Origin of the sequence: Streptosporangium sp. NPDC049078, assembly GCF_040648855.1 — a bacterium.
Lineage (GTDB): Bacteria > Actinomycetota > Actinomycetes > Streptosporangiales > Streptosporangiaceae > Streptosporangium.
On record NZ_JBEZEL010000010.1, the window covers coordinates 63360 to 89792 of the forward strand.

21 protein-coding genes are annotated in these 26433 nt (G+C 70.2%); 10 read left to right on the plus strand and 11 right to left on the minus strand.

The window, feature by feature from the left end:
• Positions 1 to 62: 62 nt before the first annotated feature.
• From AB0B90_RS18295 to AB0B90_RS18310, 4 genes are all read right to left on the minus strand, one after another.
• Complete coding sequence (locus AB0B90_RS18295; protein ID WP_362923561.1) at positions 63 to 1733, minus strand: ABC-F family ATP-binding cassette domain-containing protein; 1671 nt, start codon at positions 1731 to 1733, stop codon at positions 63 to 65.
• A gap of 316 nt (positions 1734 to 2049) precedes the next feature.
• Complete coding sequence (locus tag AB0B90_RS18300) at positions 2050 to 3216, minus strand: MFS transporter (protein ID WP_362923563.1); 1167 nt, start codon at positions 3214 to 3216, stop codon at positions 2050 to 2052.
• A gap of 77 nt (positions 3217 to 3293) precedes the next feature.
• The gene (locus AB0B90_RS18305) at positions 3294 to 4067 is read right to left on the minus strand and encodes an SDR family oxidoreductase (protein ID WP_350949735.1); all 774 of its coding nucleotides are present in this window, start codon (positions 4065 to 4067) and stop codon (positions 3294 to 3296) included.
• Positions 4068 to 4131: 64 nt separating this feature from the next.
• Positions 4132 to 4584 (minus strand): MarR family transcriptional regulator, encoded by a 453-nt coding sequence (locus AB0B90_RS18310; protein ID WP_350949734.1) that lies wholly within the window; start codon positions 4582 to 4584, stop codon positions 4132 to 4134.
• A gap of 118 nt (positions 4585 to 4702) precedes the next feature.
• Here AB0B90_RS18310 and AB0B90_RS18315 point away from each other — a divergent pair, with 118 nt between their 5' ends.
• The 4 genes from AB0B90_RS18315 (at position 4703) to AB0B90_RS18330 (ending at position 11396) form a co-directional block, all read left to right on the plus strand.
• Positions 4703 to 7939, plus strand: coding sequence for an efflux RND transporter permease subunit (locus AB0B90_RS18315; protein WP_362923566.1), 3237 nt, complete (start codon positions 4703 to 4705; stop codon positions 7937 to 7939).
• Between the two features lie 126 nt (positions 7940 to 8065).
• Positions 8066 to 9496, plus strand: coding sequence for an adenylosuccinate lyase (gene purB / locus AB0B90_RS18320; RefSeq protein ID WP_350949732.1), 1431 nt, complete (start codon positions 8066 to 8068; stop codon positions 9494 to 9496).
• 5 nt (positions 9497 to 9501) lie between these two features.
• Positions 9502 to 10248, plus strand: coding sequence for a GNAT family N-acetyltransferase (locus AB0B90_RS18325; protein ID WP_362923568.1), 747 nt, complete (start codon positions 9502 to 9504; stop codon positions 10246 to 10248).
• Positions 10249 to 10376: 128 nt separating this feature from the next.
• Positions 10377 to 11396: a DUF4037 domain-containing protein gene (locus AB0B90_RS18330; RefSeq protein WP_362923570.1), complete on the plus strand. Its 1020-nt coding sequence runs from the start codon at positions 10377 to 10379 to the stop codon at positions 11394 to 11396.
• Positions 11397 to 11426: 30 nt separating this feature from the next.
• On the opposite strand, the gene AB0B90_RS18335 is transcribed toward AB0B90_RS18330, so the two are convergent.
• Entirely contained in the window at positions 11427 to 11732 is a 306-nt protein-coding gene (locus tag AB0B90_RS18335) for a DUF3817 domain-containing protein (RefSeq protein WP_350949729.1), read from the minus strand.
• Between the two features lie 357 nt (positions 11733 to 12089).
• On the opposite strand from AB0B90_RS18335, the gene AB0B90_RS18340 reads away from it, so the two are divergent.
• A complete protein-coding gene (locus AB0B90_RS18340) occupies positions 12090 to 13973 on the plus strand; it encodes an ABC transporter ATP-binding protein (protein ID WP_362923572.1) in 1884 nt (627 codons plus the stop codon).
• Positions 13974 to 14066: 93 nt separating this feature from the next.
• Here AB0B90_RS18340 and AB0B90_RS18345 read toward each other — a convergent pair whose 3' ends face one another.
• Positions 14067 to 15026, minus strand: coding sequence for a zinc-binding dehydrogenase (locus tag AB0B90_RS18345; protein WP_362923574.1), 960 nt, complete (start codon positions 15024 to 15026; stop codon positions 14067 to 14069).
• Positions 15027 to 15176: 150 nt separating this feature from the next.
• Between AB0B90_RS18345 and AB0B90_RS18350 the strand changes: the two genes are divergently transcribed.
• The gene (locus tag AB0B90_RS18350) at positions 15177 to 15767 is read left to right on the plus strand and encodes a helix-turn-helix domain-containing protein (RefSeq protein ID WP_362923576.1); all 591 of its coding nucleotides are present in this window, start codon (positions 15177 to 15179) and stop codon (positions 15765 to 15767) included.
• A 28-nt stretch (positions 15768 to 15795) separates the two neighbouring features.
• On the opposite strand, the gene AB0B90_RS18355 is transcribed toward AB0B90_RS18350, so the two are convergent.
• Positions 15796 to 16848 carry a tyrosine-type recombinase/integrase gene (locus AB0B90_RS18355; RefSeq protein ID WP_362923578.1) on the minus strand — a complete coding sequence of 351 codons (1053 nt, stop codon included), beginning with the start codon at positions 16846 to 16848 and terminating at the stop codon, positions 15796 to 15798.
• A gap of 602 nt (positions 16849 to 17450) precedes the next feature.
• Here AB0B90_RS18355 and AB0B90_RS18360 point away from each other — a divergent pair.
• A complete protein-coding gene (locus tag AB0B90_RS18360; protein WP_362904643.1) occupies positions 17451 to 17726 on the plus strand; it encodes an isoamylase early set domain-containing protein in 276 nt (91 codons plus the stop codon).
• A 29-nt stretch (positions 17727 to 17755) separates the two neighbouring features.
• Here the strand turns inward: AB0B90_RS18360 and AB0B90_RS18365 are convergent, their stop codons facing one another.
• Positions 17756 to 18316, minus strand: a complete 561-nt coding sequence (locus AB0B90_RS18365) for an HIT family protein (RefSeq protein ID WP_362923580.1) — start codon at positions 18314 to 18316, stop codon at positions 17756 to 17758.
• Positions 18317 to 18494: 178 nt separating this feature from the next.
• Positions 18495 to 19676, minus strand: coding sequence for a cytochrome P450 (locus AB0B90_RS18370; protein ID WP_350949722.1), 1182 nt, complete (start codon positions 19674 to 19676; stop codon positions 18495 to 18497).
• Between the two features lie 87 nt (positions 19677 to 19763).
• On the opposite strand from AB0B90_RS18370, the gene AB0B90_RS18375 reads away from it, so the two are divergent.
• A complete protein-coding gene (locus AB0B90_RS18375) occupies positions 19764 to 20363 on the plus strand; it encodes a TetR/AcrR family transcriptional regulator (RefSeq protein WP_362923583.1) in 600 nt (199 codons plus the stop codon).
• Positions 20364 to 21373: 1010 nt separating this feature from the next.
• Here the strand turns inward: AB0B90_RS18375 and AB0B90_RS18380 are convergent.
• On the minus strand, positions 21374 to 22303 hold the full coding sequence (locus AB0B90_RS18380) for a GAF domain-containing protein (RefSeq protein ID WP_362923585.1): 930 nt from the start codon (positions 22301 to 22303) through the stop codon (positions 21374 to 21376).
• A 127-nt stretch (positions 22304 to 22430) separates the two neighbouring features.
• Positions 22431 to 23921, minus strand: a complete 1491-nt coding sequence (locus tag AB0B90_RS18385; protein ID WP_362923587.1) for a GAF domain-containing sensor histidine kinase — start codon at positions 23919 to 23921, stop codon at positions 22431 to 22433.
• Positions 23922 to 24373: 452 nt separating this feature from the next.
• On the opposite strand from AB0B90_RS18385, the gene AB0B90_RS18390 reads away from it, so the two are divergent.
• Positions 24374 to 24979 carry a TetR/AcrR family transcriptional regulator gene (locus tag AB0B90_RS18390; RefSeq protein ID WP_350949718.1) on the plus strand — a complete coding sequence of 202 codons (606 nt, stop codon included), beginning with the start codon at positions 24374 to 24376 and terminating at the stop codon, positions 24977 to 24979.
• 306 nt (positions 24980 to 25285) lie between these two features.
• On the plus strand, positions 25286 to 26395 hold the full coding sequence (locus AB0B90_RS18395) for an aldo/keto reductase (protein ID WP_362923588.1): 1110 nt from the start codon (positions 25286 to 25288) through the stop codon (positions 26393 to 26395).
• Positions 26396 to 26433: the final 38 nt, after the last annotated feature.

The window sequence follows — 26433 nt, forward strand, 5'->3', positions numbered from 1 at the left end:
TCACCGGCCGGGCACGTCGAGGAGTCATCGGGTTCTGCGAGCCTATGCGACCGAGCGTCACATCAGCCGGATCGCGGTGCCGGCCCGCCTATCTCCAGGCGCGGCCAGTCGGCGAGGTCGCGCAGCAGTTGCCGGTCGTGTGTGGCCACGACGACGGCGGCGCTCGTGTCGCGGATCGCGTCGGTCAACTCCTCGACCAGCGTCGACGACAGGTGATTGGTCGGTTCGTCGAGCAGGATCAGACCGGGCCGCCCGGCCAGCGCCAGCGCCAGGCCGAGGCGCCGCTGTTGTCCCTGCGACATCCGCTCGACCGGGACGCGCATCGCGGCGGAGTCGAAAAGCCCGAGCGCCCCGAGCGGGACGGCGTCGGCGTCGCGCAGCGCCCCGCAGGCCACCAGCCGCCCCACCTGGCGGGCGTGCGCCTCAAGGGCGGTGAGTCCGGGGGCCTGCTCGGCGGTCTCCTGGGTGACCCAGGCGATTCGCGCGCCCTTCGCCGTCCAGAGATGCCCGTCGGTGGGTTGGAGCGAGCCGGCCAGCACCGCGAGCAAGGTGGACTTCCCGGCGCCGTTCGGCCCGGTGACGAGCAACCGGTCGCCCCCGTCGAGGGTGAGGTCGACCGGGCCGGCCAGCCGCCCGTCGACGGCGACGCCGTACGCGCGCAACTGCGGCGCGCCCTGCCGGACGCCCAGGTCCGGCCACCGCAGGGCCGACGGCGGCTGCGGCACGTCGATGCGGTGCGCCCGCAGGGCTTCCTGCTGCCGGTTCAGGGCCTGCACCACGCCCGGCGCGCGGGACTGGCGCTGGTGCTTGCCGGTTCCCTTGTCCGGCCGCCAGCCGGTGGAGAGCCGGTCGCGGGCCTTCGAGACCGCCTCCTGCAGTCGCCGGTGCTCGGCCTGCTGCTGCTCGTGGTCCTGCTCCCAGCGCTCACGTTCGCGACGCCGGGCGTCCTGCCAGGCGTCGTAACCGCCGGCGTACAGATGTGGTTTGCCGTCGCGGGCCGGGTCGAGGTCGAGGAAGCGGTCCGCGACGTCGCGCAGCAGTGCCCGGTCGTGGCTGACGACGGCGAGGGCGCCGTCGTGCTCGCGCAGTCTGCCGGTCAGGAAGTCCAGCCCGCCGGCGTCAAGGTGGTTGGTCGGCTCGTCGAGCAGTAGAACGTCGTGCCGTGCGCCGAGCAGGCACGCCAGCCGCACCCGGTAGCGCTGCCCGACCGACAGCGTCGCCAGGGGACGGTCGCGGTCGGTGCAGGCGCCGAGGGATTCGAGGGCGACGTCGAGGCGGCGTTCGGCGTCCCATGCGTCGAGCCGGGTGGCGGCGTCGAGCGCGGCGGCGTAGCGGTCGCCGGCGCTGGGATCGCCCTCGGTCATGGCGAGGGTCGCCTCTCGCAGCGCGCCGAGAGCCGCGAGGGAGGCGGCCAGTGCCTGGGAGGTCAAGGTGGCGACGGTCTCACCGTCTCGTGCGAACAGTTCCTGACGGGCCAGGCCGATCGTGCCGGCCCGGTGCACGGTGCCTTCGTCCGGCGTGATCAGTCCGGCGAGGACGTGCAGCAGTGTCGTCTTGCCGCGGCCGTTCTCGCCGACGACGGCGATTCTCGATCGGGCGGAGACGGTGACCGAGACGTTGTTCAGGACACGCCGGGATCCACGGGTGACGGTGACGTTCGTGGCGCGGACGTGCGCGCTGTCGCCTGCCTCGATGGGCAGGGAGATGGTTTCGGGGGTCGGGGTGAGGTTCAACGGTGCTCCGCAGCTCGCAGTGGAGCCGGGCAGCGGTAAGAGGCCGCCCGGCGGGAACCGGGACGGCGAGCGCGGATTCAGCAGGAAGAAGGCGCCGCCGTCAGCGGGCGGAGCGGATCTTCTGCGACCAGATACCTCGTGCCATGACGGTCACTCTAACAATCCGGGCACCCTGGGCTCATCCGGATTTCGCCTGCCTGTGGTGTGGGCATCGAACACCTATTAATCTACATTGTAAAGGCGTTCGGTGAGGTTCAAGATCATTTACAGCGGACTGAAGACCTTCCCCCAAAGGCAAAGCCGCGTCGTTGGCCGGTCATGATGTCGTACGGGGGCGCAGTGCCGCGGCGGAGGCGGCCATGAAGGCGGCGAGCAGGGCGGGGATGCCCAGGGCCGCGGGCAGGCCGATGAGTTCGGCGGCGCCGCCGATGATGGCGGGGCCCGCGAGGAGGCCGGCGTAGCCGACGGTGGCGACCTGGGCGATGGCCTGGCCGGCGCGGGCGGGGTCGTGGTTGCCCGCGGCGGAGAAGATCTGGGGAACGATGGTGGACAGGCCGAAGCCGAACAGGGCGAATCCGATGAAGGCGATGGGGATCTGGCCGGCGAGTAGTGCTGTGCCGAGGCCGAGGGCGGCGGTGAGGCCGGAGCAGCGCACCAGGCGTACCGGTCCGAAGCGTTGGGCGAGGTGGTCTCCGGCGAAGCGGCCGATGGTCATGGTGGTGGAGAAGACGGCGAATCCGGCGGCGGCGAGTGCTTGGGGGGCGCCGAGGTTCTGGAAGAGGTAGACGGCCGTCCAGTCGTTGGCGGCGCCTTCTCCGACGAGGCCTGCGAAGGCGACGGCTCCCATGAGGATGATCCAGCCGGTCCATGGGGCGCGGGTGCGGTGGTGGCGGTGGTGGGTGGGGGTTGGGGGAGGTGGTGGGGTGGGCAGGAGGTGGCGGCGGGCGTACAGGGAGATGAGGGCGAGGGGGATGCCGACGGCGGTGAGGGTGGTGGCGGCGCCGAGGTGGAGGTGGGCGAAGGTGGCGCCGATGCCGGCGCCGATGAGGCCGCCGATGCTGAACATGCCGTGGAAGGAGGACAGCAGGGGGCGGTGGTAGGCGCGTTCGACTTCGACGCCGTGGGCGTTCATGGAGACGTCGAGGAAGGCGTTGGTGAGGCCGAAGAGGAATAGGGCGGCGATGAGGGTGGGCAGGGTGGTGGCGTAGCCGGGGGGGATGACGGACAGTGCGGTGGCGATGGCGGCGGGGGTGATGAGGCGGGCGCTGCCGAGGTGGTCGGTGAGGTGTCCGGCGAAGCGCATGCCGGTGAGGAGTCCGAGGGCGGTGGCGAGGAGGCCGTAGCTGAGTTGGCCGTCGCTGAGGTCGAGGGTGTGTTTGACGGCGGGGATGCGGGCGGCCCAGGCTCCGGAGGTGATGCCGAGGAGGATGAAGAAGTAGGAGAGGGCTTTGCGGGCGTTGGTGGGGTGCTGGGTGGTGGTCATGGGTGTTTCCCGGCCGGTGTGGTGGATCCGGGGCGTATTCAATTATGGGGGTTTGGTGGTGGTGGGTTGCTGGGTGGTCAGTGGACGGAGAAGCCGCCGTCGACGCAGATGGCTTGGCCGGTGATGTAGGCGCTGGCGTTGCTTGCGAGGAGGACGGCGATGCCGGCGTAGTCGGCGGGGTGGCCGTTGCGGCCGGTGAGGGTGCGGGCGGCGAGTGCTTCGGGGAGGCCGGGGGTGTCTTGGACGGTTTGGGTGAGGGGGGTGAGGACGAAGCCGGGGATGATGGTGTTGGCGCAGACGCCGTGGGGGGACCAGGCTTCTGCTTGGGAGCGGGTGAGGCCGGTGATGGCGGCTTTGGAGATGCCGTAGGCGCCGCTGTTGCCGAAGGCTCTGATGGATTGCTGGGAGCCGATGTTGATGATGCGGCCCCAGCCGCGTTGGGCCATGAGGGGGCCGAAGTGTTGGCCGAGGAGGTAGGGGGCGGTGATGTTGACGGCCATTGTCTGGTGGTAGTCGTCGGTGGTGAGTTCTGTCATGGGGGGGCGGATGTTGTTGGCGGCGTTGTTGACGAGGATGTCGATGTCGCCGAAGAAGGTGGGGGCTTGGTGGCAGAGGTGGGTGATGTCGTCGGGGTTGGCGAGGTCGGCGGTGATGGCGGCGGCGTTGATGTTGTGGTGGTGGAGTTCGGTGAGGGTTTGGGTGAGGTGGGTGGTGCGGCGGGCGGCGATGACGATGTTGGCGCCGGCGTGGCCGAGGGCGTGGGCGATGGTGTGTCCGATGCCGGAGCTGCCGCCGGTGATGAGGGCGGTGCGGCCGGTGAGGGAGAAGAGGGTGTTTGTGGGTTCTGTCACAGCGACAGAACCTATCATCCTACCTTTTGGTGCGTGAGGGGTTTTCGGCTGGTGAGTGGTGGTCTCAGCGGGTGAGTGCGGCGTGTTGGATCTTGTTCATGATCGTGGCGAGGTCGCGCAGGGTGGGGGTGTCGAGGTGTTGCAGGAGGCGGCGGAACTCGTTGAGGCCGGCGTCGGTGATCTGTTCGGTGAGGGCGCGTCCGGCGGGGGTGAGTTCGACGCGGCGGATGCGGCGGTCGTGGGGGTCTTCGCGGCGGGTGACGAGGCCGCGGGCGACGAGGCGGTCGACGATGCCGGTGACGGTGCCGAGGCCGACGCCGAGGTGGGTGGCGAGGTCTTGGCCCGAGGCGAGGTCCTGGCCAGAAAGGATGAGGATGACTTTGAGCTGGCGCATGGTGAGGTTGGAGTCGAACAGTGGCGTCGGGGGGCCTTGCTGGGCGAGGAGCCGGCCCAGGGCGCGCTGGACGGCGCCGATGTGGTCGATCAGCTGTTCGCGGTCGTCGTTGTTCACGCTCACCTCTCGCTTCCTGAGAAGGTTATCAGGATTGGTAAGCTTCGTTAAATATTCGCCTGAGGCGAAGTGTTAGTCTGGGACGAATCTTGTTGTGATGTCCCTCCCTGAGGAGCCTGCCTCCATGACGTCCCTGGCCAGGTTGAGCCTCGCCAACCGCAGCCTCGTGATGCTGATCACGCTGGTGTTGAGCGCGTTCGGTCTTTTCGCGATCCCCTCACTGAAACAACAGCTGCTGCCCTCGCTGTCGTTCCCGGGGGCGTTCGTGGCGGCCCCGTATCCGGGCGCCTCTCCTGAGATCGTCGAGGAGCAGGTGACCAAGCCGATCGAGAACAGTTTCCAGGGGCTGGAGGGGGTCTCGGAGGTGACCTCGACCTCCCGGGAGGGGATGGCGCAGGTCCAGGTGGCGTTCGAGTACGGCACCGACATCGACGCGGCGGTCGCGCAGATGCAGCAGGCGATCTCGCGGATCAGGACGCAGCTGCCGGAGGCGGTCGATCCGCAGGTCCTGTCGGGCGGGACCGACGACATCCCGGTGATGCAGCTGGCGGTGGGGGACGGCGGTGATCAGCGGGCCATGGCCGAGCGGCTTGAGCGGCTGGTGGTGCCGGAGTTGCGGGCTGTGGAGGGGGTGCGCGAGGCGACGGTGACGGGCGCCCGTGACGAGGTCGTGACGATCACTCCGGATGTCGGGAAGCTGGCGGCGCTGGGGTTGTCGCCGGCCGCGGTGGGAGATGTGCTGCGGGCCAACGGGCAGCCGGTTCCGGCGGGCAGCGTGACCGAGGACAAGGTGTCGCTCACGGTTCAGGTGGGGGCGCGGGTCGAGACGCTGGAGGAGTTGAAGGATCTGTATCTGATGCCTGCGGCTGCGCCGCAGGCGCAGCAGGCGCCGCCGCAGGCCCGGCAGGCGCCGGGGGGCGGGGCGGCTGCTCAGGCCCCGCAGGGGCAGGCGCGTGCGCAGGCGGCTCCCAAGCCGGTGCGGCTGGGTGAGGTGGCGACGGTGGAGCGGACGCCGGCCGAGGCGACGTCGCTGACGCGGACCAACGGGCAGCCGAGCCTGGGCCTGTCGGTGACGATGGCGCCGGACGGCAACGCGGTGGCGATCTCGCACGCGGTGCGCGAGAAGCTCCCGGAGATGGTGCGGGCGATCGGGGACTCCTCGGAGATCACGGTGATCTTCGATCAGGCGCCGTATGTGGAGCGTTCGATCGAGGACCTGACGACCGAGGGGTTGCTGGGACTGGCGTTCGCGGTTCTGGTCATCTTGGTCTTCTTGTTGTCGGTGCGCTCGACGCTGGTGACGGCGGCGTCGATCCCGCTGTCGGTGATCATCGCGTTGATCGCGTTGTGGGTGGGCGACTATTCGCTGAACCTGCTGACGCTGGGGGCGCTGACGATCGCGGTGGGCCGGGTGGTGGATGACTCCATCGTGGTCTTGGAGAACATCAAGCGTCATCTGAGCTATGGGGAGGCCAAGCGCAAGGCGGTGCTGGCCGGGGTGCGCGAGGTCAGTGGCGCGGTGACGGCCTCGACGCTGACGACGGTGGCGGTGTTCTTGCCGATCGCGGTGGTGGGCGGCATGGTGGGGCAGCTGTTCGCGCCGTTCGCGATCACGGTGACGGTGGCGTTGCTGGCGTCGCTGCTGGTGTCGTTGACGGTGGTGCCGGTGCTGGCGTACTGGTTCTTGAAGGCGCCGGTGTTGTCGCCGGAGCAGGCGCGGGTGGTGCGTGAGAAGGCCGAGGCCAAGGAGTTGCGCAGTCCGCTGCAGCGGGCGTATCTGCCGGTGTTGCGGTTCGCGACGCGGCGGCGGCTGGTGACGGTGCTTGTGGGGGTGGTGGTGTTCGCCGCGACGATGGGGCTGGCGGGCCGGTTGGAGACCAACTTCATCGACTCCTCAGGGCAGGACACGGTCTCGATCAGCCAGCGGATGCCGGCGGGCACCGACCTGGCGGCGACGGACGCGGCGGCCAAGAAGGTCGAGGAGGTTTTGTCGTCGTTGCAGGGGGTGCGCGACTACCAGGTGAACGTGGGCGGTGGCGGCGGTTTCCTGGGCGCCGGTGGTGGCGGTGGTGATCGGGCGTCGTACTCGGTGACGGTCGCCGAGGAGACCGACAGCGCGGCGTTGGAGGAGGAGTTGCGCGAGCGGTTGGCGCTGCTGAAGGCCTCGGAGATCGGCACGGTCACGGTGGGCGGCGGTCAGGGCGGCCCCGGTGGCGGGTCGACCGACCAGCTGCAGGTGATCGTGCAGGCGCCGGATGTGGAGACGCTGCGTAGCGCGACCGAGACGGTTCGCGCGGCGATGGCGGATCTGGGTGGGTTGCGGGATGTGACCTCCAACCTGGAGGACGGTGCCGAGCGGGTCGAGGTGCGGGTCGACCGGGAGAAGGCGGCGGCCAGGGGGTTGAGCGAGACGCAGATCGGCCAGTTGGTGGCGCAGCAGTTCCGGGGGGCGCCGCTGGGTGAGCTGACGCTGGACGGCCGCGCGGGTGCGGTGGTGTTGCGGACCGCGGACGCTCCTGAGGACGTCAAGGCGGTGGAGGCGCTGCGGTTGCCGACGGCCACGGGGGTGGTGAGGTTGTCGCAGGTGGCGGAGGTGGCCGTGGTGGACGGTCCCACGCAGGTGACGCGGATCGACGGTGAGCGCAGCGCGACGGTGTCGGGTACGGCGACGGCCAGTGACCTGGGCAGTGTGACGACGGAGGTGACGTCGAAGCTGGATGCCCTGGCGTTGCCGGCGGGGGCGAGCTTCACCATGGGCGGGGTCAGCGCTGATCAGGACGAGGCGTTCGGGCAGCTGGGGCTGGCGATGCTGGCGGCGATCGCGATCGTCTTCATGATCATGGTGGCGGCGTTCCGGAGCTTCGTGCAGCCGCTGATCCTGCTGGTGTCGGTGCCGTTCGCGGCGACCGGAGCGGTGGGCCTGCTGCTGGTGACGGGTACGCCGATGGGGGTTCCCGCCCTGATCGGCATGCTGATGCTGATCGGCGTCGTGGTGACCAACGCGATCGTGCTGATCGACCTGATCAACCAGTACCGTGAGCAGGGGATGGGCATCGTGGAGGCGGTGATCGAGGGTGGCCGGCGCAGGCTGCGGCCGATCCTGATGACCGCGGTGGCGACGATCTGCGCGTTGATCCCGATGGCGCTGGGGCTGACCGGTTCCGGCGGGTTCATCTCCCAGCCGCTGGCGATCGTGGTGATCGGCGGGCTGCTGTCGTCGACGCTGCTGACGCTGGTTTTGGTGCCGACGCTGTATGTGACGGTGGAGCGGCTCAAGGAGCGGCTGCGGCGTAAGCCCAGGGGTGAGCACTCGCGGCTGAAGGTCTACGACAAGGACGAGTTGGCGCCGACGGCCCGATAGCCCGTAGACAAAGGTGTGGGCCGCTCACCTCGTGCGAGGTGAGCGGCCCACACCTTTTCCCGGGTCCGCGGGGAGGGCGGCGCCCGGGGCCGGGTGGGTGCGGGCGGCGGAATATACTGACCCAACGTGACTGCCAAGCCGCGTATCCCCAATGTTCTTGCCGCCCGTTATGCCTCCGCGCAGCTGGCCGGCCTGTGGTCTTCCGAGTACAAGGTGGTGGCCGAGCGGCGCCTGTGGCTGGCCGTGCTGGCCGCGCAGGCGCGGCTGGGGGTGGAGGTTTCCCCCGCGGTGTTGCGGGACTACGAGAAGGTGGTCGAGCAGGTCGACCTGGAGTCGATCGCCGCCCGTGAGCGCGTCACCCGTCACGACGTCAAGGCCCGCATCGAGGAGTTCAACGCGCTGGCCGGCCACGAGCAGGTGCACAAGGGTATGACGTCGCGGGATCTGACCGAGAACGTCGAGCAGTTGCAGATCCGCGACAGTCTGGTGCTGGTGCGGGACCGGTGCGTGGCGATGCTGGCCGCGCTGGCGGGCCTGGCGACGCGGCACTCGCAGCTGGTGATGGCCGGGCGTTCGCACAACGTGGCCGCGCAGTCGACGACGCTGGGCAAGCGGTTCGCCTCGGCGGCCGACGAGTTGCTGGTGGCGTTCGCGCGGCTGGAGGAGCTGATCGGCCGTTATCCGCTGCGCGGCGTCAAGGGGCCGGTCGGCACCGCCCAGGACATGCTGGACCTGCTGGGCGGGGATGCGGCCAAGCTGGCGGCGCTGGAGGAGGAGGTGGCCGCCCACCTGGGGTTCGCCCACCGGCTGACCAGTGTGGGGCAGGTGTATCCGCGGTCGCTGGACTACGAGGTGCTCAGCGCGCTGGTGCAGCTGGCGGCGGCCCCGTCCTCGCTGGCCAAGACGATCCGGCTGATGGCCGGGCACGAGCTGGTCACCGAGGGGTTCGCCGAGGGGCAGGTCGGCTCCTCGGCGATGCCGCACAAGATGAACACCCGCTCGTGTGAGCGGGTCAACGGGCTGGCGGTCGTGGTGCGGGGGTATGCGTCGATGGCCGGGGAGCTGGCCGGTGACCAGTGGAACGAGGGGGATGTGTCGTGTTCGGTGGTGCGCCGGGTGGCGCTGCCGGACGCGTTCTTCGCGTTCGACGGGCTGGTGGAGACCATGCTGACGGTGCTGGAGGAGTTCGGCGCCTTCCCCGCGGTGATCGCCGCCGAGCTGGACCGCTACCTGCCGTTCCTGGCGACGACGAAGATGCTGATGGCCGCGGTGCGGGCCGGGATGGGCCGCGAGAGCGCCCATGAGCTGATCAAGGAGCACGCGGTGGCGTCGGCGCTGGCGATGCGCGAGGGCTCCGGCGGTAACGAGCTGGTCGCCCGGCTGGGAGCAGATGAGCGTTTTCCGCTGGAGCGGGCGCAGCTGGAGGCGTTGCTGGGCGAGCCGATCTCCTTCACCGGGGCGGCCTCGGCGCAGGTGGAGGCGGTCGTGCAGCAGGTGGGGCGGGTCGTGGAGCGCTACCCGCAGGCGGCCGCCTACCGGCCGGGGGCGATCCTCTGAGCGGCGTGCCGGTGCGGCTGCGTGACGTCGCGCAACTGGCGCGGGCCTGCTCGGGGGATGCGCTGGTGTTGTGGGGGGCGCAGGCGATGGGGCCGGGGGTGCGGGCGTGGGCGCTGGAGCAGGCGGTGGCGGTGGCCTGCCCCGGCCTCAACCGCCGTGATCGCCTCACGGTGTACGGGCAGGCCGATGCGGTGGGCGCCCTGCTGGAGGGACTCTTGGAGGAGGTCGGCCCCTCCTACCGGGTGATGGGGGAGCGAAAGCTGGTGGAGCAGGTGGTCGCCCGATCGGCGCGGCTGCGCCCGCTGGGGGTGTTCGAGTGGATGGAGGCGGCCGCGTCCGCGCTCACCTGGCCCCGGCCGGAAGCCGGAGCGGAGTGGCTGGGGGCGGCCGAGGAGGGGCAGGTCGCCGCCCTGCTGGCGCGGGCGGCTCCCGGCTCCTGGGCGGCGCCGGGCGTGGCGGGGGTACGGCGCTGGGCGGGGGTGCGCGGCCAGGACGGTCATCTGGTGGCGGTGGCCGCCGACGCCTGGTCGTGTGCGCAGGTGGGGTTCGTCGCCGGGGTCGCCACCGCGCCGGCCGTGCGCGGCCGCGGCTACGGCGGTGCGGTGTGCCGGTTCGTGCTGGGGGAGCTGGCGGCCGCGCACGAGCGGGTCGCGTTGATGGTCGACACCGGCAACCATGCCGCCATCGCCCTGTACGAGCGGCTGGGGTTGCGCGGGCGGCCGCTGGCGGCCGCCGCTCTTGAGGGCGCCTGAGTTTTCCGTCCCGGGCGAGAAGCCGCGCGAGCAGGTCTCGCGCGGCTTCGGTGTGGTCTCGGGGGCGGGCGCCCTGGGAGGAAAACCTGGTGCGGGGCGCGGTTCCGGCAGGCAGAGTGGACGAAATGATGTCCAGTTTCATACCTGGCCTGGAGCTTTCGCGTGCTTTCTACGCCCAGGTCGTGGGACCGCTCGTGGCCGACGTACCGCACAGTGCCGCGCTGATCGGCGCCGGGTCGGAGGTCTTGGCGTTCGACACCGAACGCTCCACCGACCATGACTGGGGGCCCAGGGTGGTGGTGTTCGTGGCCGCGCACCGCGCCGATGAGGTGCGGCGCGCCGTCGGCGAGGGCCTGCCCGCGGACTTCGGCGGCTATCGCACCGCCGTGGGCGGTGAGTGTCACGGGGTGCAGGTGAGTGATCCGCGAACCTGGTTCACCGATCGGCTGGGATTCGACCCGCTGGGCGGGGTGAGCGTGCTGGACTGGCTGTCGACTCCCTGGCAGCGGCTGGCGGAGGTCACCAGCGGGGAGGTCTTCCACGACGGCCTGGGGGTGATGGGGCGCTCGCGCGCCGCGCTGCGCTGGTATCCGCCCGATCTGGAACGCTACGTGCTGGCCGGGCAGTGGAGGCGCCTGGCCCGGCAGGAGGCCTTCCCCGGGCGGTGCGGGGAGGTCGGCGACGACCTGGGATCGGCGGTGGTCAGCGCGGACCTGGCGCGTGACCTGATGCGGCTGGTCGTGCTGATGCGGCGGCGCTACCCGCCGTACGCCAAGTGGCTGGGCAGCGCGTTCGCCCGTCTGCCGGGGACGGCGGAGCTGGGGGAGGCGTTGTCGGCGGCGCTGGCGGCCACCGTCTGGCGTGAACGAGAAGAGCATCTGGGGGTGGTGTATCGGCGGGTGGCGGCCTGGCACAACCGGATGGGGGTGGCCGCGGCAGCGGAGGGGAGCCTGCGCCCGTATCACCGGCGGCCCTTCCAGGTGATCGGCGCCGACCGGTTCGCCGACGCTCTGAGCGCGGCCATCACCGACGCCGGCGTGCGGGCGCTGCCGGCGGTGGGTTCGATCGACCAGTTCGGCGACTGCGCCGAACTGCTGACCGATCCGCGGCGCTGCCGGGCGGCCACCCGCGCCGTCCTGGACCTGTGAGACCTCGAAGGCGCGGGTCGAAGGCGCAGGTCAGGCTGTGAGCGGTTCGCGGCGGCGGGCGAGCACGCGCCGCTCGAACCACAAGGTGGCCAGCGGCGGCACCGAGCACGCCAGGCCGACGACGACCGTGCCACGGCTCCAGCCGTCCTGGCGGGCCGCGTACAGCACCGCGGCCAGGTACAGGACGAACAAGGCGCCGTGCACCGGGCCGAAGATCTTCACGCCGAGGTCTCCGGTGGCGGCGACGTACTTGAAGTACATGCCGATGAGCAGGCCGGCCCACGAGCACGCTTCGGCGATCGCCACGTAACGGAACAGGCGGAGTGCGGTCGGCACGGCGCGTACACCTCTCAGAAGGGGAAGACGTCGAGACGGCGGGGCGTCCGGACGGGGGAATACGGCCTTCAGCCTATGGGGGCGAGGTGGCGCCCGCTCGGCCGGGGCACGGGCACGGGGGTGCGAGAGAGGTGCGAGAGGGGTGCGAGAGGGGTGCGAGAGGGGGAGGTGCGGCGCCCGGGCCGGGGGGAGGGCCGTGGCGCCGTGGCCCGGGGCACCGCACCCTTGACCTGAAGTTAACTTCAGCTTCTAGGGTCGTGGAGGTGGCGCCCACCGGGCTTTTCGCCCCCGCCGCCGGGCGGCGGCGGGGGGCGCCGGTCCTTCACCCGACGAGCACGGAAAGCACGGTGACCCACCATGAGCATGGAAATGGCGGCCTGGCATTCGCTGTACGCCACGATGCACGCCCAGCAGGACCGGCGGCCGTTGTCGGTGGTCACGCTGCGGCGGATCGCGGCCTTCGCCCGACCTCACCGTTTCCTGCTGGCGTGGTTCCTGCTGCTGAGTGTGGTGTCGGCGGTGCTGGCGGTGGCCACGCCGGTGCTGGCCGGCCGGGTCGTCGACGCGATCGTCGGCGGCGCCGCGGTGGGCGTCGTGGTCGGGCTGGCCACGGTGATCGCGGTGATCGCGCTGGCCGAGGCGGCGCTGGGCCTGCTGATGCGGTGGATGTCGGCGAGTATCGGTGAGGGGCTGATCCTGCGGTTGCGCGGCGCCGTCTTCGACCACGTGCAGCGTATGCCCGTGGCCTTCTTCACCCGCACCCGTACCGGCGCGCTGGTCAGCCGGTTGAACAACGACGTCATCGGCGCCCAGCGCGCCTTCAGCGACACCTTGTCGGGTGTGGCGGGCAATCTGGTGACGCTCACCTTGACCCTGGTGGTGATGGTCGGCATCTCCTGGCAGCTGACCGCGCTGGCACTGGTGCTGCTGCCGGTGTTCGTCGTGCCGGCCCGGCGGGTGGGCAGCCGGCTGGCCCGGATGGAACGCGAGGCCGCCGACCACAACGCGGCGATGAGCACCCAGATGACCGAGCGTTTCTCCGCCCCCGGCGCCACCCTCGTCAAGCTGTTCGGCCGCCCCGCCCAGGAGTCGGCCGAGTTTCTGGCGCGGGCGCGGCGGGTGCGTGACATCGGGGTGCGCACCGCGATGGTGCAGTCGGTGTTCGTCACCGCCCTCACCCTGGTCTCGGCGCTGGCACTCGCCCTGGTGTACGCGGTGGGAGGCTTTTACGCGTTGCGCGGTGAACTGGAGCCGGGCGCGCTGGTGGCGCTGGCGTTGCTGCTCACCCGCCTGTACGCGCCGCTGACGGCGCTGGCCGGGGCGCGGGTGGAGGTGATGAGCGCCCTGGTCAGCTTCGAGCGGGTCTTCGAGATCTTGGACCTGCGGCCGCTGATCACCGACAGGGCCGACGCCCGGGCGGTTCCGCAGGGGCCGGTGACGGTGGAGTTCGACCGCGTCGGCTTCGCCTACCCTTCGGCCGAGAAGGTGTCGCTGGCCTCCCTGGAGGAGGTCGCCGCCCTGGACGGGCGCGGCGGTGCGGCGGTGCTGGGGGAGGTGTCCTTTCGCGCCGAGGCCGGGCAGATGGTGGCGCTGGTGGGCTCCTCGGGGGCGGGAAAGTCGACGATCGCGCAGCTGCTGGCGCGCCTGTACGACGTCGACAGCGGCGCGGTGCGACTGTCGGGGGTGGATGTCCGCGAGTTGTCGGCGGCCTCGATCCGTCAGACGCTGGGCGTGGTGACCCAGGACGGGCACCTGTTTCACGACTCCATCCGTGCCAACCTGCTGCTGGCCCGCCCCGAGGCCACGACCGAGGAGCTGTGGCAGGTGCTGGGGCGCGCCCGGCTGGCCGATCTGGTCTCGGCGCTGCCTGAGGGGCTGGACACCGTGGTCGGTGAGCGCGGCTACCGGCTCTCGGGCGGGGAGCGCCAGCGGCTGACCATCGCCCGGCTGCTGCTGGCCCGCCCCCGGGTGGTGGTGCTGGACGAGGCCACCGCCCACCTGGACTCCACCAGTGAGGCCGCGGTCGCCGAGGCGCTCACCGAGGCTCTGGCCGGACGGACCGCGCTGGTCATCGCCCACCGGCTGTCGACGATCCGCACCGCCGACCTGATCTTGGTGGTCGAGGGTGGGCGGATCGTCGAGCGGGGCACGCACGCCGGTCTGCTGGCCGCCGGTGGCCGCTACGCGCAGCTGTATCGCACCCAGTTCGACCGGCAGGCCACCACGGCGGCCACCCGCTGAAGCACGGCTGAACCTCTCGTCCTTCGCAGCGCCGGGCAGGTGGACGGGGCGGGCCGGCGGGCGCGCCGGGCGCCCCTCCGCCTCACCACTTCCTCACCCCCGCACCGGATTCGCCTCAGGCCCGTCGGTGTGGGCGCCGGTGATGTCGATGACGACCTTGCCGGTGACCTTTCGTTCGCGGACCACCTGTGCGGCCTCCTCGGCTCGCTCCCAGGATCCGCGCCAGCCGACCTGCGCCGACAGGGCGCCCGAGGCGAGCAGAGCGGCCAGCAGGCCCAGGTCGGCTCCGACGGCGGCGGCGTCGCCGAAGGAGCTCAAGGTGCGGGCCTGGCCGGGGAAGAACGTGGAGCCGGCGGGGAAGACGGCCGGCTCACCACTCGCCCAGCCGATGCTGTGCAGGGTGGCGCCGGGGGCGAGCAGTGACCAGGCGGCCACCAGGTGCGGGCCGCCGACCGTCTCCAGCGCCACGTCGAACGGCTCACCCACCTGGCGCAGGCCGGCCAGGCCGACGACGACCTCGTGGGCGCCGAGCGCGGTGAGGGCGGCCTCGTGGGTGCCGTCGCGGACCGAGGCGACGACGTGGGCGCCGGAGCGAAAGGCCAGTTGCACCGCGTAGCGGCCCACGGCGCCGGTGGCGCCGGTGATCAGCACCCGCCGGCCCAGCAGGGAACCGGCGGCGCGCAGCGTACGCAGGGCCGTCATGCCCGCCATGGGCAGCGCCGCGGCCTCGGCCAGGGCGGCCGCGCCGGGCAGGGGGGCGACGTCGGCGACGCCGACCGCAAGGAGTTCGGCCCAGGCACCGGACCCGAAGGCCAGCACGCGGGTGCCCGCCGCGGGGCCGGTGCCGTCCGAGGCGGGGCGCACGACGACTCCGGCGGCGTCGTAGCCGCCCACGTGACCGGCGGGCAGGTGGGCGAGCATGCCCAGCTCGCCGGGGTTGAGGGAGGCGTGATGCACCTGCACGAGCACCTGGCCGGGGCCGGGTTCGGGGTCGGCGACCTCCCCCAGGCGCAGGCCGCAGGGGGCGAGGGGGTCGACGAGGAGAGCGCGCACGACAAAGACTCCTGCCGGTCGGGAAGGACGGCACGCGGAAGGCCCCGCACACCGAAGCACACCGAACCAATCGGACCGCTGGTCCGGTTAGCTGTGGGCTAATATACGGACCGACAGTCCGATTGCGCAAAGAAAACCGAGGAGGAAGCGGTGAGCGAGCGCGCCGACGCCGCCCGCAACCGCCGCGCCATCCTGCGCGCCGCGGAAGAACTACTGGCCGCCCACGATGCCCGCGACGGCGCCCGCGACGGCGCCCATGACGGTGCCCACATCTCCTTGGACCAGGTCGCCGCGCACGCCCAGGTCGGCAAGGGCACCGTCTTTCGGCGCTTCGGCAGCCGCACCGGCCTGATGCAGGCCCTGCTGCAGGAGCGGGCCGCGCAACTGCGCGAGGCACTGGAGTCGGGACCACCACCCCTGGGACCGGGCGCGCCGCCCGCCGAGCGCATCGTCGCCTTCCTGGACGCCCTGTGCCGGCTGGCCGCCGACAACCTCGCCCTGCTGGCCGCCCACGAACGCTCCTGCGCCCCCGACCGTCACGCCGACCCCACCTACGTGCGCTGGCACACCCACCTGCAAACCCTGATCACCCAGGCCCGCCCCGACCTGGACGCCGGCTTCGTGGCCCACACCCTGCTGGGCATGTTCGACGCCGACATGGTGCGCCGCCTCACCCCCCGCGCCGACCCCGGCAGGTTCGCCCGTTCCATGCGGCAGCTGGTGGGGGAGTTGCTGGCCTGAGCAGGAACAGAGACGGGCCGCCCGCCGCTCAGCTCGACGAGGGGCCGCGCAGCAACGGATGCGAGCGCATCGCCACCTCCAGCTCCCCGGGCAGCTCGTCGCGATAACGCCCCAGCGTCGCCAGATCACTGTGACCCAGAACCCGCCGCACCGCGTCCATGTCCACCGCGTCGGCCAGCAGATGGGTGGCCGTGGTGTGACGCAACCCGTGCGGGGTCACCGAACGACGCCGATCGGGATCCACCCTGCGCTGCACCCGGTCGATCACCGCCTGCACATCGCCCCGCGCCAGCCGCCGCCCCCGCCACGACAGCAGCAACGCCTTGTCGGCGGAAGCCATCCGCCCGTGCAGCAGATAGGCCTCCCACACCAGCGCGACGTCGTCGGGCAGCGGCACATCCCTCGTCTTGCCGCCCTTGCCGAAGATCCGCCAGTAACGCACCCCGTCGTTGGTGTAGAAATCCTCCACGTTGGCCCGGACCAGCTCCGACACCCGCGGCCCCAGCGTCGAGAGCATCAACACGATCAGCCCGTCACGCAGTTCGGTGTGCTGGTCACGCCGGCGCACCCGCCCCGCCCTGGCCGCGGGCACCTCCTGCGGTGCTTCGGCCTGCGGCCCGCCTCCCAGCTCACGCGCCGCGCCGATCAGTCCTCGCGCCTGCTCGCGGGTGAGCGCCCGCCGCTGCGGCCGCAGCCCGCCGCGCTCCTTGGCCGTCACCGTCGCCGTCGCCATCGGATTGACCTGCACCCACCCGGCCAGCACCGCGTACTTGAACAACGCCGAGATCGATCGCCGAAACCGTGCCTGAGAGGAGGCCGACTGGGAGGCGGGGGAGGGCGAGGAGGTGTCCGCCGCCTCCGGTGGCCGTGAGCGCCGTCGCCCGTCGGGTTTGCGGGCGAAGGCCAGCAGGACGGCGTCGACGTCCTCACCGGTCAGATCGTCCAGGACCGTCTCCTCACCCGCCAGATCCACGAAGGTGGCCACATCGCGCGCGTACACCTCCGCCGTCGACGCCGACAGCGCGCCGGTCAGGGTCTTGGCCCGCACCAGCTCCACGTAACGATCGGCCGACTCGCCCACGCTGAGACGATTCAGATCAGCAGGCCGCATGATCTTGGCGACACCCCTCCCGCATCCTGGCCGTCGTCAACGGCCGCTCACCCGCCACCAGTGCCACAACCCCGTTCGCCGAAACACCCCGACCCATCCCACCGTGCCGCCACCGGCTACCGGCGCCCGTTCCGACGCCACAGCCGGCCGTGGCCGCGGGGGAGTGGCCCGCCGCCACCTTACCGATCATGTTCATTCCCCACGGTAGACGAACACCCGCCCGCCGCCGGACTCGCGAGAAAAGCCCCGTTACCCGGCCTCACGGTAATCCTGAAGATGTTTTTACCGGATTCGACTGATCTGTGTTGACGTAATGGCTTTACCGCCCCGCGCCCGCTCTCCCATACCTCGCGGGGTCATGACAGGGGAGACCTCGACCGGAACCCGCCGGTGAGATTCCGCGTCCCCCAGCAGGTCATCCGCAGCCAATCTCGGTGAATCACTCACACCGCGAACAACACGAAACCAGCGTGAACAGTGTGTTACGGCCTGCACACCCCTCTACCGAATCACCCCGCCAACCGGGAAGCTGACCTCATCCCCACCCCAGGAAAACCCCGGAAAGGACGCACATGCTCAAACGCACCCAACTGTTCGGCCGTAAGACCCGCGTCACCTTCGCCCTGCCCGCCGACCACCCCCATGGTGTCGTCAGCGTGGTCGGAGACTTCAACGACTGGCAGCCCGGCCGTCACGAGATGCGCCGCCGCCGCAACGGCACCCGTACCGTCTCGGTCATCCTGCCGCCCGGAATCCACCGCTTCCGCTACCTCGCCACCGGCGGCCTGTGGTTCGACGACGACACCGCCGACCACATCGACCACCACAGCAGCGTCATGCGCCTGTGAACCCCGCCGCCGGGCAGACCTTCCGAAGATCAACCCCCCGCACCGTCCGGGGCCAGGACCGCACGCAGACGACCGGCCAGCTCCAGCGCCTGCCGCACCGACCAGGGGATCACTCCGTTCTCGGTCATCAGCGCGTGATACTGCTGCTGCTCGTAAGGAGTTCCCTCGGGCAGGGGAGCGATGTGCCAGTGCAGGTGGGCGTTGCCCTGCCGGCTGCCCAGCGACAGCAGGTAGGTGCGTTCGCAGGGCACGACGGCCTCGACCGCCAGGGCGACCCGGCGAACCGCCCCCATCAGCCGCAGATACGCCTCCTCGTCGAGATCACGGACCACGTGTTCGACATGGGCCTTGGGCGCCACCAGAACCTTGCCTGCCATCGTGGGATAGCGGTCCAGGAAAGCGACGTGATGCTCGTCTTCGAACACGACCTGTTCGAAGTCGTAGCCGGGGGCACCCGCCACGACGGCGCAGACGAAGCAGGGACCACCCCTGGCCCGCCGGACATAGGCGGCGACGTCGAACGGCTCCTTGCCCCCAAGCGGCGAGGCGCCTTCGGAAACAGGGATGCCCTCGCCGGAGGCCGCACTCATGGCCACCACCTCGCATCGCCGTCGCACCCTGCCTCGACCGATGCCTCGACCGATGGCGACGGCGGGCAGTGCTCCGGCGGGGAAAGGAGAACAGGTGCCGCCGCGCGAGCGGCCCCGCTGGAGCCGACGCCCCGCCGAAGACCTGCCGCCGCCGTCGGTGTCGGACCGGGCATCGCGGTCACCAGGTGACCGGCAGCGTGCTCAGACCACCGGTCAGCACGTGCGGATCGAACGTCAGCTCCCGCACCGCGCACCCCAGCCTCAAGGTGGGCAGGCGGGTGGCGAGCCGGGCGAACACGACCCGCAGTTCGAGGCGGGCCAGCGGCGCGCCCGCACAGTAGCGGGCGCCGTGCCCGAACGTCAGGTGCGGAACAGCGGGGCGGCCGATGTCGAAGCGGTCGGGGTCGGCGAACACCGACGCGTCATGATTGGCCGCCCCGGTGTCCAGCATCACCAGATCGCCCTCGCGCACCCGCACACCGGCGATCTCCAAATCGGTGCGGGCGTAGCGGGGAATGCCGCTCCCGCCCAGGCCCGGCGCGCGCAGGATCTCCTCCACCGCGGCGTCGACGCGGGAGGGATCGTCCACCAGCGCCTGCCACTGGCCGGTGGTGGCCAGCAACCACAACGCTCCCTCGTCGATCGCGGCGACCGTCGTCTCATGTCCGGCGAACAGCAGGAACATCCCCAGCGCGGCGGCCTCGTCGTCGCCGACCCCCTCGGTGGCGGCCAGCCGGGAGATCACATCGGCCTCCTCGCCGCCCTGGGCCCGCTTGCGCGCCACCAGGTGCCGGCCGTAGGCGAACAGCTCGCTCAGGCCACGCTCGGAGCGGGCGCGGTCGGTGATGTCACCGGCGGCTCGCGTCCACTCCCGAAAGCGGGCGCGGTCCTCGTGCGGCACACCGAGCAGTTCGCAGATGATCGCGATGGGCAGTGGCAGGGCGAGGGCGGTGTGCAGGTCGGCGGGCGGTCCTGCGGCGACCATCTCCTCCAGCAGGTGCTCGGTGAGATCCTCGACGCGACCACGCAGCGAACGCATCCGCGCGGGGGAGAAGTGCGGCTGCAGCAGCGAGCGCATCCGCCGGTGATCGGCCTGCTCGGTGTCGAAGGTGCCCAGCGGGCCGCCGAACATCGCCGACCGTCCGGTACGGGAGGCCTTGTCCGGCTCGCGATGGGCCCGGCCGAGACGGTCGTCGTCGAGGAGCCGCCGCACCTGCTCGTATCCGGTCACCTGCCAGCCGGGATCGCCGACCGCGGTGCGGATGGCGTGGACGGGGCCGCGGGCCTGCAGCTCGCGCAGCAGCGGGGCGGGCCGCATCGGGCCGGGCCGCTCGTACGGCAGCTGGACGGGCACGTCCATGACTCCTCCACGAGATAGACCTGCGTTTGTATACTCTGACGTCTACAAAGCTACATATATACTTTTACTTCTACAAGTGGAGATGGGATGACCACGGAAACCAAGGACACCGGCCCCGCGAGCCCACCGGTGCGACGGCTGCGCCGCGCCGAACGGCGCGAACAGATCCTGGACGCCGCCACCCGCGCCTTCGCCCGCACCGGCTACACCGCCACCGGCCTCGACGACCTCGCCGCCGAGGCCGAGCTCACCCGGGCCATGCTGTACCGGCACTTCGACTCCAAGGCCGGCCTGTACCGCGCGGTACTGGATCGGGCCCGCGCCCGGCTGAGCGAGGCGACCGGCACCGACGACTTCGACGGCGACTCCATCCCCGCCCTGCTGCGCGCCGCCGGCGCCGACCCCGACGGCTTTCGGCTGCTGTTTCGCCACGCCGCCCGCGAGCCCGACTTCCGGGACCTGGCCGACTCCATCACCGCCACCTCCCGCGAGGTCACCCGCCGCAACCTCGCCTGCCACCTTCCGGCGGGACCATGGCTCGACTGGGCCGCCGGCCTCATCCCCACCCTCACCCTGGAAGCGGTCCTCGCCTGGCTGGACGGCGGCCGGCCCGACCCCGACCAGGCCGCCGAGCGCATCGGCCAGGCGGTGCGTGGCGTCATGGCCGCCGCCGGCCCTCTGCCCTGACGGAAAACAGGGGAGAGGTCATCCGGGCGCCGATTTCGTGGACGATGACAGCTGCTGCCATCAGTTGACGAAAGAGCCCGACAAAAGAGGTTGAATGCGACAAGCCGCTCGGCGGGCGAGTCGCTCGAGAAGATCGTGATCATCTAGCGGGTCAAGTGAGACGCCAGGCTCAACCGCACCCACAGGCGGCTTGGCGGTCATTGATCACACGAATCGGCTAAGCGACTTCTCCGCAAGGCGATCTTCGCTGTACGGATCACGCGAGATGCACCCGGAGTCACACGGGATGCTTGAAGTAACCCGAAGTCGAATAGGACGAAGGGTGACATGCTTGTACTATTGGCTCTATACCGTACAGAAGCTGAATTCTGTATGGTATAGATTTTGTGTTTCGGTAGGGCCTGCTTGGTGTGTGGTGCGGGTTTTGCCGGCCGGGCGCTCCCCGTCGCGCCGGAGGGCGAAGAATCGAAGCGGCTTCCCTTCCGGGTACGTCACGGCGCCTGGAGTCTCTCTCCGTGCATGATCACCCCGCTCTTGATCGTTTCACTGAGCAAGATCCACAACCTGCTGGATCACCCAAAACGATCAAGGGGTGGCAGGGTCCGTCGATGCGCGCCGTCCGGGGTCGTCCCGCCGGGAGTGTCCTGCTCGGTGGTCGCCTGGCGGATGCGACGGGGCCGTGTCCCGGCCGGCCCGCTTTGTGGTCATGGTTGTCTCGGGCGATCCGCCTGGTGGGCGATTTGTCGCATTTGCCCTGTTCTGTTGGACGTTTTTCTTCGGCCGTTCGATGGCGGTGACCGGCGTCCACGAAATCGGTGTCTCGATGTCCAGGCAGCCTCTCCCCTGTGTCGTCCAGGTCCAGGCAGCCTCTCCCCTGTGTCGTCCAGCGAAGACATTCGCTGCGGTGGATGAATACGGACAGGTTGGCGCTGCCGATCGTTCTGGATGCCGCCACTCCCCCGCTTCGGGGGTGCGGGCAGGGCCGCGGCGGGTGCCGGAGGCGGCTCAGCTCAGCCGATTTTCGGCGGTGTCCGCGGGGTTCCCCCTGAGAGCCACGCTTGCACGGCGATGCCGGTCAGGTCGGTGGAATAGGTCACCGGTTGTGCGGCGACGGTGGCGGTCCGGCCGTCGGAGAGGGCGATGTCCACCGTGGCTTCCCTGCCTTGCGCCACCAGTCTCACGGCGATGTCTTCCAGGGTGATCCGGTCGCGATGGCACAGGTCTGAGGGTATGGATCCCGACGCGGTGTGTGTGGTGCCGCTTTCCTGTGCCGCGCTGAGGAATCTTTTCAGCAGGGCACGTTCGCGTTCGGAGCTGAATTCGAGCAGTCGTTGCTCGATGTCGTGGGCTGATCGCTGGGCCACGGCCGTCATCTGCGCGTTCGCCCGCTCGGCGAGGGCGGCGATGCACATGACTCCTTCCACGCGTCCGCTGAGGGGGTTGAGTATCGGTGTTCCGACGGCGGCGAATTTGTGGAATTTTTCCCACAGGTGCTCGTTGCCTGAGACCTGGCAGGTTCGCCGTTCCAGCAGTGTGGAGCCGACGGCGTTGGTGCCTATGTCGGACTCGGCGTAGCTGAAGCCCGGGATGACGCCGTTGGCGTCGGCTGCCGCTCGCATTGAGGTGTCGCCCAGGGCGCGGAGGAACAGTACTCCGGAGGAGTCGCTCAGGAAGACGCCTGATGAGGTGCCGGCGATGGTTGTTCGCAGTCGGTCGAGTACGGGGCGGGCCGCGCGTATCAGGGGGCCGTCGTAGTCCAGGTCGTCGAGCAGGCGTGTTTGGAAGCCGCCGGGGGGTAGTCCGGTGGCTTGACAGCGTCGCCACGAATTCAAGATCGGAGCGCGTATCTCGTTCTCTGTGAGTGTTCCGTCCAGGAGGCGCTCCATGATCTTGTCGGCGGGTTGTCGCTGGGTGTTCGGGACACTCGCCGTTCGGCTCACGCCCACGATGTCCTCACGATAAAAAAATCCTTTGTGCTCGGGTTTTCCTGTTGGTCCGGTGAATTGTCGCCGTTTTTGTGGCCGGCTGTTCTGTGTGCTTTTCGGGCGGGTCGGGGAGCCGGTCGTTTCACGAGATGGTGGCTGGGAGGCGGAAGGTGAAGCGCGCTCCGTTCGGGCGGGCGTCCTCGACGTGGAGGGTGCCGTGGTGGTCGCGGGCGATGGCGCGGGCGATGGCCAGGCCGAGTCCGGTGCCGCCGTGGTCGCGGCTGCGGGCGCTGTCGAGTCGTGTGAAGGGCTGGAAGATGTGTTCGTGTTCGGCCGGGGGGACTCCGGGGCCGTCGTCGGTGACGCTGAGTTCGGCGATGTGGCCGGCGTCGTCGCCGACGCGGCGTACCTCTACTGTGACGTGGTGGGTGGCGTGCCGTTGGGCGTTGTCGAGCAGGTTGTTCAGCATCCGGCGGATTTGGATGGGGACGGCGTTGGCCAGCACGTCGGGGGTGAGGTCGAGCCGGGTCGGGTGATGGTCGCCGATCCGGTGTGTGACTTCGGCTTCGACGAGTTCGGTCAGGTCGACGGGCTCCAGGGCGGTGAGGGGGGTCGTTCCGGTCCGGGCCAGCGAGAGCAGGTCGGTGATGATGGCCTGCAGTCGGTCCACGTCGTTCAGTGTGTGGTTGAGCAGGTCGGTGAGGTCGGTCTGGCCGGGGTGGAGCCGGGCTTCTTCTAGTTGGGCCCGTAGTCCTGCGAGGGGGGTGCGTAGTTCGTGGGAGGCGTCGGCGGTGAAGCGTCGTTGGCGGTCGAGTGTGTCTCGCAGTGACTCGGTGGTCTGCTTCAGTTCTGTGGAGATCATGCGCTCGCGGGTGTAGAGGCGGGCGTTGTCCACGCACAGCGCTGTGCGGTTGACCAGGTCTTCGGCCAGTGTGAGGTCGTCTTCCTCGAAGGTTTCCCTGGTCGTGCAGCGGTAGAAGCTGACCACTCCCAGGGTGATGTCGCGGGCTCGTATCGGCACCGCGACGAGGGAGTGGATGCCGTGTTCGCAGGCTTTCCGGCAGCGTTCCGGGTCTTGTGCCATCCAGCCGAGGTTGGTGGGCAGGTCGGGTTCGAGTACCGGTTGTCCGGTGGCCACGCTGCGGGCCTGGGGTGTGGATGCGAGCAGTTGGATGAGTGCGTTGACCGGGTGCAGGCAGGAGTTTTCGCCGATACCCGTGAGGGCGACCCGGCGTAGTCCCTCGTCGAGGCCGGTGGGGTCGTGTCCGCGTAGCACGCAGTCGTACAGATCGACGCCGGCGTGGTCGGCGAACCGGGGGACGGCGATTTCGGTGAGTTCTTCGGCGGTCCGGGTCACGCTCAGTGAGGTGCCGATGTGGGAGCCGGCGTCGCACAGCAGGTTGAGTCGTTCGCGTGCCCGCAGGGCGAGTCGGCCGATGCCTGGTTCGCTTACGGCGAGCAGCCATCTGTCGGTCGTGGCGGCTGCGGTGTCCGGGGCGGGAGGTTTCGTGCCGGGGAGGGGTTGGGGGAACGCCTGGTGTGAGTGCTGTTGCAGCAGGTGTTCTCCGATGCCGCCGACGGTGGCCGTGAAGCACTCACCGGCGGTGGCGGTGTTGTCTTCGGCGGCCACCATTGACCATCTCTTCCTTAATTCGCTTTTTTTCGACCCGTCTTGATGTTGGCATACATCTTCTCAATATCGGCACATAGGTCTTCCCGATTTATCCAAATTTATATTGATCTATAATAAATTGGGGCGTTTATTGGTGCTATTTGGTGGTATGCGAAAGGCGGTCGTCGGCGGCGAGGCTGCGTTCGGGGCTCGGCGGACGGCCTTGTGCCCTGGCGTCGTCGGGTACGGGCCCTGTCTGCGGCACCCTGGCGGTACTCCCCGTCGAGGGTGGCGGGGCGAGAGTCCTGCCGGTGTTCTTGCGTGCGAACCGGTCTGTCGGTTCGTCAGGGTGAGCGGGTTGACCAGGTCGGCGTAGACGAGCAGGCATGTCATGATCATCATTGCCAGTGCGTCGGGATATGTCGCCGGGGCGCCCGCACTACAGTGGGCGGGAAGTCTGATCTGGGGGTGTCATGCGTTCGCTGACCCGTAAGGGGGCCGCGACGCGGCAGCGCATTCTCGAGGGCGCGGCCGCCTGCATTCGTGAGTACGGCGTGGTGGGTACCACCCTTGACGACATCCTGGCCAGGACGGCGACGAGCAAAAGCCAGCTGTTTCACTACTTTCCGGGCGGGCGGGAGGAGTTGCTGCTGGCCGTGGCCCGTTTCGAGGCCGATCGCGTGCTGGAGGACCAGCGGCCCCAGCTCGGTGACCTCACCTCTTGGCCGGCCTGGGGGCGCTGGCGTGACACGGTCGTCGCCCGCTATCGCAGGCAGGGACGCCTGTGCCCGCTTAACTCCGTCGTGTCGCAGCTGGGCGGGAGTACCCCCGGCGCCCAGGCCGTGGTCGGGGAGTTGATGAGCCGCTGGCAGGCCGAGATCGCCACCGGTGTGCGGTACATGCAGGGTGCCGGTGAGATCGATCCGGGCCTGGATCCCGACCGGGCGGCGGCCGCCCTGCTCGCCGGCATCCAGGGCGGGGTGGTGATCCAGATGTCCACCGGTCGGACCACGCATCTGGAGGCGGCCCTGGACATGGGGATCGCCTATCTTCGGGCCGGCGCGATCCCGCCGGTGTAGAGGGTTCGCGGCCCGGCGCCGCCGGGGGCGGCAACCGGTTCCGCGCTCCGGCGGATCCGTCTTTCGTCGCGCGGCGGCGATCCGGGTGGCCGCCCGGCTGTGGCGTCTGGGTCGGGCGGGGTGTGCGTGCCCCCGTTTTTTGGACTTGGAAGTCCATTTTTTTGCGTGCATGCTGAGCGGGCCGCGCGGTTCGGAACACGTGTGGCCTGTCGTCCCCGCAGGGCAGGCGGGTGGGCCCCTGCCGCTTTGAGGAGCCGTCAAGGGCCGGCTCTGCCCGGATTCTCTTTCGAACGGAGTGTCGTCCTGATGTCGCTGGATCACTACTATCTGCTCGGGCGCTCGGGGTTGCGCGTCAGCCGGCTGGCTCTGGGCACGATGAACTTCGGCACCGGCGGTTTCCACGCCGCGTACGGCAAGAGCGAGGATGAGGCCCGTCTCATCTTCCGCCGCTACCTTGAGGCGGGCGGCAACTTCGTCGACACCGCGGACTTCTACACCGCCGGGGAGAGCGAGGCCATCCTCGGCGCTCTCGTCGCCGAGGCCAAGGTGCGCGACAAGATGGTGCTCACCACCAAGTTCACCAACAGTGTCGATCCTGGGGACCCGAACGCGGGGGGCAACGGCCGCAAGCACATGATCAGGGCGGTCGAGGCGTCGCTGCGCCGCCTGCGCACCGACTACATCGATCTGTTCATGCTGCACACCTGGGATCGGATCACTCCCGTCGAGGAGGTCATGCGGACCTTCGACGACCTCACCAGGGCCGGGAAGATCCGCTACGCGGGTCTGTCCGATGTGCCGAGCTGGTACGCGGCGCGGGCCCAGACCTACGCCGAGGCCCACTCCCTGGTGCCGGTGGTGGGCCTGCAGCTGCCCTACTCCCTCCTGGACCGGGCGATCGAGACGGAGCACGTCCCGATGGGGGGTGCTTTGGGGCTCGGCATCACCGCGTGGAGCCCGCTCGGCGGGGGTTTCCTGACCGGCAAGTACCGCCACGGCGACCGGGGGCTGAGCGGGCGGGGGCGGTTGGGTGGCGCGGGCTCGCAGGGCCGCTCGTGGACGGAGCGGGATTGGCGGCTTGTGGCGGTGCTGGAGGAGGTCGCCGCCACGCTCGGGGTGACGATGGCGCAGGTCGCGGTCAACTGGGTCGCCACCCAGCCCGGGGTCGCCTCGGCGATCGTCGGGGCGAGCGGCGCCGACCAGCTCGACGCCACCATGACCGCTCTGGATTTCGAGCTGCCGGCCGAACTGCGGGCCCGGCTGGAGGAGGCGAGTGCCGTGCCGCCCTCGTCGGTCTACCGGATGTTCACGCCCGGTTACCAGGGCTGGCTGGTCAGTCCCGGCGTCAAGGTCGGCGACAAGCCGGCCGGGTACGTCCGGGCCGTACGGAACTGGGTGGCCGAAAGCATCGGGTGACGGTCCTCGCGGGGCGCGCCGCCGGCACTGGTGGGCCG

What these genes read in the sequence shown, in the direction of transcription:
- AB0B90_RS18300 (WP_362923563.1), bottom strand. Translation starts at nt 3,216, where the DNA reads ATGACCACCACCCAGCACCCCACCAACGCCCGCAAAGCCCTCTCCTAC.
- AB0B90_RS18385 (WP_362923587.1), bottom strand. Translation starts at nt 23,921, where the DNA reads ATGGTGGCCGCCGAAGACAACACCGCCACCGCCGGTGAGTGCTTCACG.
- AB0B90_RS18390 (WP_350949718.1), top strand. Translation starts at nt 24,374, where the DNA reads ATGCGTTCGCTGACCCGTAAGGGGGCCGCGACGCGGCAGCGCATTCTC.
- AB0B90_RS18395 (WP_362923588.1), top strand. Translation starts at nt 25,286, where the DNA reads ATGTCGCTGGATCACTACTATCTGCTCGGGCGCTCGGGGTTGCGCGTC.
- AB0B90_RS18365 (WP_362923580.1), bottom strand. Translation starts at nt 18,316, where the DNA reads ATGAGTGCGGCCTCCGGCGAGGGCATCCCTGTTTCCGAAGGCGCCTCG.
- AB0B90_RS18340 (WP_362923572.1), top strand. Translation starts at nt 12,090, where the DNA reads ATGAGCATGGAAATGGCGGCCTGGCATTCGCTGTACGCCACGATGCAC.
- AB0B90_RS18375 (WP_362923583.1), top strand. Translation starts at nt 19,764, where the DNA reads ATGACCACGGAAACCAAGGACACCGGCCCCGCGAGCCCACCGGTGCGA.
- AB0B90_RS18315 (WP_362923566.1), top strand. Translation starts at nt 4,703, where the DNA reads ATGACGTCCCTGGCCAGGTTGAGCCTCGCCAACCGCAGCCTCGTGATG.
- AB0B90_RS18330 (WP_362923570.1), top strand. Translation starts at nt 10,377, where the DNA reads ATGTCCAGTTTCATACCTGGCCTGGAGCTTTCGCGTGCTTTCTACGCC.
- AB0B90_RS18370 (WP_350949722.1), bottom strand. Translation starts at nt 19,676, where the DNA reads ATGGACGTGCCCGTCCAGCTGCCGTACGAGCGGCCCGGCCCGATGCGG.
- AB0B90_RS18360 (WP_362904643.1), top strand. Translation starts at nt 17,451, where the DNA reads ATGCTCAAACGCACCCAACTGTTCGGCCGTAAGACCCGCGTCACCTTC.